4 protein-coding genes and 1 pseudogene are annotated in these 5,088 nt (G+C 69.1%); 4 read left to right on the top strand and 1 reads right to left on the bottom strand.

Annotated features, from left to right (window positions below; genetic code table 11):
- Window positions 1-127: 127 nt before the first annotated feature.
- The 3 genes from trpA to ACWFR4_RS47610 all read left to right on the top strand — a co-directional run bounded on the left by trpA (window position 128) and on the right by ACWFR4_RS47610 (window position 2,358).
- The gene (gene trpA, locus ACWFR4_RS47600) at window positions 128-1,000 is read left to right on the top strand and encodes a tryptophan synthase subunit alpha (RefSeq protein WP_453658085.1); all 873 of its coding nucleotides are present in this window, start codon (window positions 128-130) and stop codon (window positions 998-1,000) included.
- A 153-nt stretch (window positions 1,001-1,153) separates the two neighbouring features.
- On the top strand, window positions 1,154-1,468 hold the full coding sequence (locus ACWFR4_RS47605) for a hypothetical protein (protein ID WP_453658087.1): 315 nt from the start codon (window positions 1,154-1,156) through the stop codon (window positions 1,466-1,468).
- Window positions 1,469-1,782: 314 nt separating this feature from the next.
- On the top strand, window positions 1,783-2,358 hold the full coding sequence (locus ACWFR4_RS47610; protein ID WP_453658089.1) for a hypothetical protein: 576 nt from the start codon (window positions 1,783-1,785) through the stop codon (window positions 2,356-2,358).
- A 219-nt stretch (window positions 2,359-2,577) separates the two neighbouring features.
- On the opposite strand, the gene ACWFR4_RS47615 is transcribed toward ACWFR4_RS47610, so the two are convergent.
- The gene (locus tag ACWFR4_RS47615; protein WP_453658091.1) at window positions 2,578-3,849 is read right to left on the bottom strand and encodes a hypothetical protein; all 1,272 of its coding nucleotides are present in this window, start codon (window positions 3,847-3,849) and stop codon (window positions 2,578-2,580) included.
- Window positions 3,850-4,622: 773 nt separating this feature from the next.
- On the opposite strand from ACWFR4_RS47615, the pseudogene ACWFR4_RS47620 reads away from it, so the two are divergent.
- Window positions 4,623-5,088 (top strand): annotated as a pseudogene (locus ACWFR4_RS47620) (phosphoadenosine phosphosulfate reductase family protein); the annotation flags it as partial.

Genomic DNA, 5,088 nt, shown 5'->3' on the forward strand with positions numbered 1-5,088 from the left:
CGCCCCGCCGCGCCCGGGGGGGGTCATCCCCCACGCGCTTAACCCCACCCCCGAACCCTGAGTCGAGGGGTGAAACGCGAAACCCTGAGCACCGTCCCGAGGCAGCGCGCTCTGGTTGCCTCACCCCATGAACGCGACATGGCGCGGCACAGGTCATCCTCTGGCAGGACCCGCGCCCGACGCGCCCGCCCGCTTCGACCAGGTGCTCGCGCGCGCCCGTGCCGACAATCGGGCGGCCCTGGCTACCTACCTGCCTGCGGGCTACCCCACCCAGGACCAGAGCCTGCGGATCCTGCATCGTCTCGCCGAAGTCACAGACGTGATCGAGCTCGGCTGGCCCTACAGTGAGCCCACGCTCGACGGCCCGGTGATTGCGCGGGCCGCCGCTCAATCGCTCACTGCCGGATTCCGCGTCCGGCACCTCCTGGAGAGCATCCGGTCCCTAGCCACGTCACCGGCGAGCGTGCTCGTGATGGCGTACTTTCCCCCGCTGTACAAATACGGCCTCGACCGAGCCGCGCGTGACCTGGCCCACGCGGGCGCCGCCGGAGTAATCCTGCCCGACCTGCCAATCGAAGAGGCCGACGCGTGGCTCACCGCTGCCCAACACTTCGGGCTGCACACGGTTTTCGTCGTTGCCCCCTCAACAACCGACGCCCGCCTCAGCCGCATCTGCGCCGCAGCCGGCGGCATGCTTTATGCCCCCGCCGTCGCTGGAGTCACCGGCTCCACAGGGCCCCTCCACGACGCACTGCCCACCTTCGTGCAACGCCTTCGTGCCGCCACCGACTTGCCGATCGGAGTCGGCATCGGCATCTCCACCCCCGCGCAGGCCCAGGAAGTCAGCCGCATCTCCGACGTCACCATCGTGGGATCCGCGCTCATCCGCAGCATTGACGCGGCAGAAGGACCCTGGCAGCAGGCCGAGGCCGCAGTCGACCTTGCACGCAGCCTCGCCGCCGGACTTCGCCGCCCAGACGCCCGGTGGGCAGCAGCATGACGACGGGCTCCTCGACCAAAGTGCTCTGGCGCATCTCGCCTTCAGGAGCCCCAGAGCGCCGCCGACGGAAGGACACTCCCAGCAGCTCGAACTGAAAAGGACCCAAGGCTCTCTACGAGGTACGCCACCCACCCGCCGCAGGAGAATCTGCTCATGCTGTTCGACGACCGGGGCACCGCCGTCCAACGCCGGGCCCGAGAGGCTGGACTCGCCCTGATTGGATCCGCCATCGTCACCTCCATGCTCGCCGCGGCGGCCGCAAGCGGAGTCGCCGTCTACCGACGCACATCCCCACGTCACGGCGTGGACATCCGCATCTCCACCTCCCTTGCAGCCGCAGTCGCCACGGGCGCCATCACCGCCGGACTTCTTGAACGGACCACAGCAGGCACACGTCGGCGGCTGAGCGGAATGGCCCGGATCGGCAAGATCCGCTCCACTGGCACGGCGTGCTCCGGCGCCACCTAGGAGAATGCGGTCAGGACGCACGCGGTGACGTGAGGCCGCCCAGACAGCCGGTGCTACCTTCCAGCGCATCACGGGCCGAGGCCCTCCCGATGCGAAAGCGAGCCCCTATGCCAGCCCCCGCCTGCCAACGAGCTTCCACGGCGACCGGCAGACCCGTCAGCTACCGCATACCCGCGCTCCTGGACCAGTTCGACGTCGCCTGTGCCCCTGGCGCCTGCCGGTGCGGCTCCCTGACCGGTGCTCTGGCCGCCTTCTTTGGCGAGGCGCTCCTGCTGGACGCCTTGGCTCACGCCCTTGTTCGGGAAGGCCGAGCGGTGCGTCAGCTCGCGGGCACTCCGCGGCGTGACGACACCGTATTCACCCCGGCCCACGCGACCAAGGAAGAACGCAAGCAGGCCTTGACGAACATCCCGCGAGATCTGGATGCATGGCTGCTCCTGGATGACACCGAACTCGTCGCCGTGGAATGCAAGATGAGGACCGCCTCCTCGTGGGACGGAACGATCATCGGCTCCGATGCTGTCGCTGACGGGCGATGCGAATGGCTGCGCCTGAAAGCCGACCACTTCACGGATCCCATGTGGACCGACACGAACAAGGTTGCCCTCCCCCTGAAGCCGCCCAGGCCCCTGCCTGCCGGCATTGCCGACGAGGTGGCGGGCAACCCGACCAGGATCCTGGCCTACTGGCGCCCGGTGACCCGCGCGGGGGAGTGGTTCTCAGACCTCACCACGACCTCTCACGACACCACCGTGCCCGTGCGAGTCCGGGTGTTCTCGGCCTCGCTCTATCTGCGCGCGCTACTTGCCAACGGGACCGATGCCCTGCCCACCACCTTCGACCACTCACGTGCGCGACTCGAGCACCTGGGCCGCATGATCACCTCGTAGAGGCCCGCCAGCGCGCGGAGCTTGCCGCTCCAACGCGCGGGACGGCCTGCGCGACAGCCGCGCCGGGAGCCACGCGCACGGCTCCCTCGAACAGGACCAGGCGATTGCCCGGTCAACGAGCAACCGCGACCCTGATCTGAACACGGTCGCGGTCGGCGACATGGCCGTCCCGCCCTCCGCGCGCCACCGACATGGCACGCCACGAGCACGGCATGGCTGCTAGGCCCACTCGGCGGCGGCCTGGGCAGCGAGCCACGCCTCGGGGCCCAGGACCTGCTCCGCATCCCACCGGGTGATCGCGTCCCGCGCTGTAATCGCGGCCGAGGCCTGTATCGGGACGGACAGCTCGCCAGCCTCTGCGATCGCCTGGGCGGTCTCAGCCGGATCAGCGCCGCTCTTCAACGCGCGGCGTAGTGCGCGGGAGTCCGGTAGCAACACCAGATCACCGTCGCATGAGCTTGCCAGGGCGAGCGCCCTGATAGACCGGTGGCCGTGCGGAACGAGGAGCCGGACGGACCCCAGATCGGTGGCGAGGGCAAGCTCGGCGATCCCAGGCAGCGTGCTCTTTCCGAAGTTCGCCCACAGAAGGCGATGGGCCGTCCACGAGGCACTCGTGTTGAGCCCTTGAGCCCCGGGGCCCAGCACCTGAGCGGCAGCAGCGAAGTCCCCCTCGGCCAGCAGCCACGCCATCGCAGGGCCACGCACCGTGGCCGTTGTGACCTGCACATCCCGAGCCAGAATCCTGTACTCGGCGCGGGACAAGAGCGCCCCACGTGCCAACTCGCTCCCTTCGCGGAGCATGAACTGGCTGTCGTGCTCCACTGGGTGCGCAAGGACCAGGTTCGCCGCATGTTCCGCCCAGTCGTAGTGGGCCGCAAACCGAGGCTTACGGCCGACGAGTTCGGCCCAAGCGGCATCGTCGACGGATACCGGCCGCCTGGACACTCGCACGGCTCGGAGCCGTACGGCCATCTCCCACAGCATGAGTGTCAACGTCGCGTCGTCCCACAGCATCTGGGCTGGGATGAGCTCGGACCCATTCTTCGAGTTCCGCTGATGTCCGAGTGCGCCGCGGGCCAGGTCGGACAGCCCCAAACCCTCTGCGGAGCCACCCCCGCGCAGCTCGTACAGCGACAGGACGAGGTCGGCGGTGCGGGCTATGACCGGCTCGATGTCGACGACCCGGTCCCAGGCCCGATAGTGGGAGCCCAGCAGGTTGCTGCCGATGACGACGTCTGCGCCGGTGACGCGGCGGATGAGTGCGTCGCGGCCTTCGGCCTCAGCATCCCAGATGGAGAACCCGTCGGCCTGGTACCCCTCGGGTCCCAACCGAGCGCGCAGGACGGCGAACTTCGCCACGACGCTGGCTTCGGGCGTGAAGTTGGACCACGACCGGTAGGTCGCCGTCACCACTGCGACCCGGGCCGGCAGGCCCTCCGGCATGGCTACATCCCGTCCAAGCCCACGGACGGACTCCAGCAGGCTGCTCACGTGTCCCCCCTCGCGCCGAGTGCTCGAGCAGGCTCGACCCTGGCGGACCTAGGGGCCCTGAGCCGAGCGGCGCGAGGGAACGTGCCACCCCCCGCTCCAGAGAACCGATCAGGCATCCCGCCTCGCGGGAGGCGTTCGGCAGGGAGGTCAAAGGGCCGTCTCCGGCTCAGGAAGGTAGCGATCCTCTGCGCTACCCCGTGACCTCGGGATCGGAGGACACGCGAGCGCGTGCGGCCAGGGCGCGACCGAACCGCGCCCGCTGCACGGCACGGCGGCAACCGCTGGGGAGATCAGGATGAGTTCGGCTCCCGGCCTAGCTGACGTCTCACCGGACTCGAGCGACGCAACAGCGATGTTCATCTGCTCACGGATGCAGGCGGACAGGGTGAGCATGGCGCCGCGGTCGTCCGGCAGGTCACCTCGGCATGCGTGAACCTCGAAGCCGTCCCGCCGCAGCTCCATCCGGGCACGCCAGGGCGCGCAGCGCCCCGCCACAGATGCCCGGCCTCGTGGCGTCCCGTCGCCCTTGCTCGGCTAACCCAGGCGCCTTCTACATTCCCCATCGTCGCCCAACGGCCCGTGCGACGCCGCAGCCACTATCCGCGCGCACTTCGCGGCCACCCGTGGCGATCGGCACCCGGACTACACCGTCCAGCTCTTCGAGCTTCCCGGGGTCCAGCTGCCCTGGGCCCCGCCCGTAGAACCTCCGGCAACGCCCGGCCACCGGACGACCCCGCTCACCTACCAATCGCCTTGTCCCCGAGGAGACCGACGTGAACACGAACAACGCACTGCGCACCGTCGAGCTGATCCGCTGTGCCGGCAAAGCCGCCACCGCCCACCGCAGGGCCCAGCATGCCGTCCGAGAAGCACAAGACGAACACAGTGCCGCTCAGGCCCAGCTCAACAACTGGAACGACCGCATCCACGCGATGGGCGGAACGGACCGTGCCTCCCCGGCGTACTCAGCGCTCCGCACCGCCATTCATGAGCACCATGAAGCAGAACAGAAGGTCCGCAAAGCCGAAGCCAGACTGCAGCGCACCTCCGCGACGCTCCAGGCACACCGGCCGGCGCTCAACCGGTACCCGACCGAATGCCACTGGCGCCGCACCACCACCCTGCTCCTCGACCGCCTGGCCGATCATCCCGTCGACCTGGCCCGGGCGGCGGATTTGATCATCGTTCAGACGTCTTCGGGCAAAGATTCGATTGTGGCCATGCACCGCACGGTGGCCG

Source organism: Streptomyces sp. NPDC055140 (genome assembly GCF_053607285.1).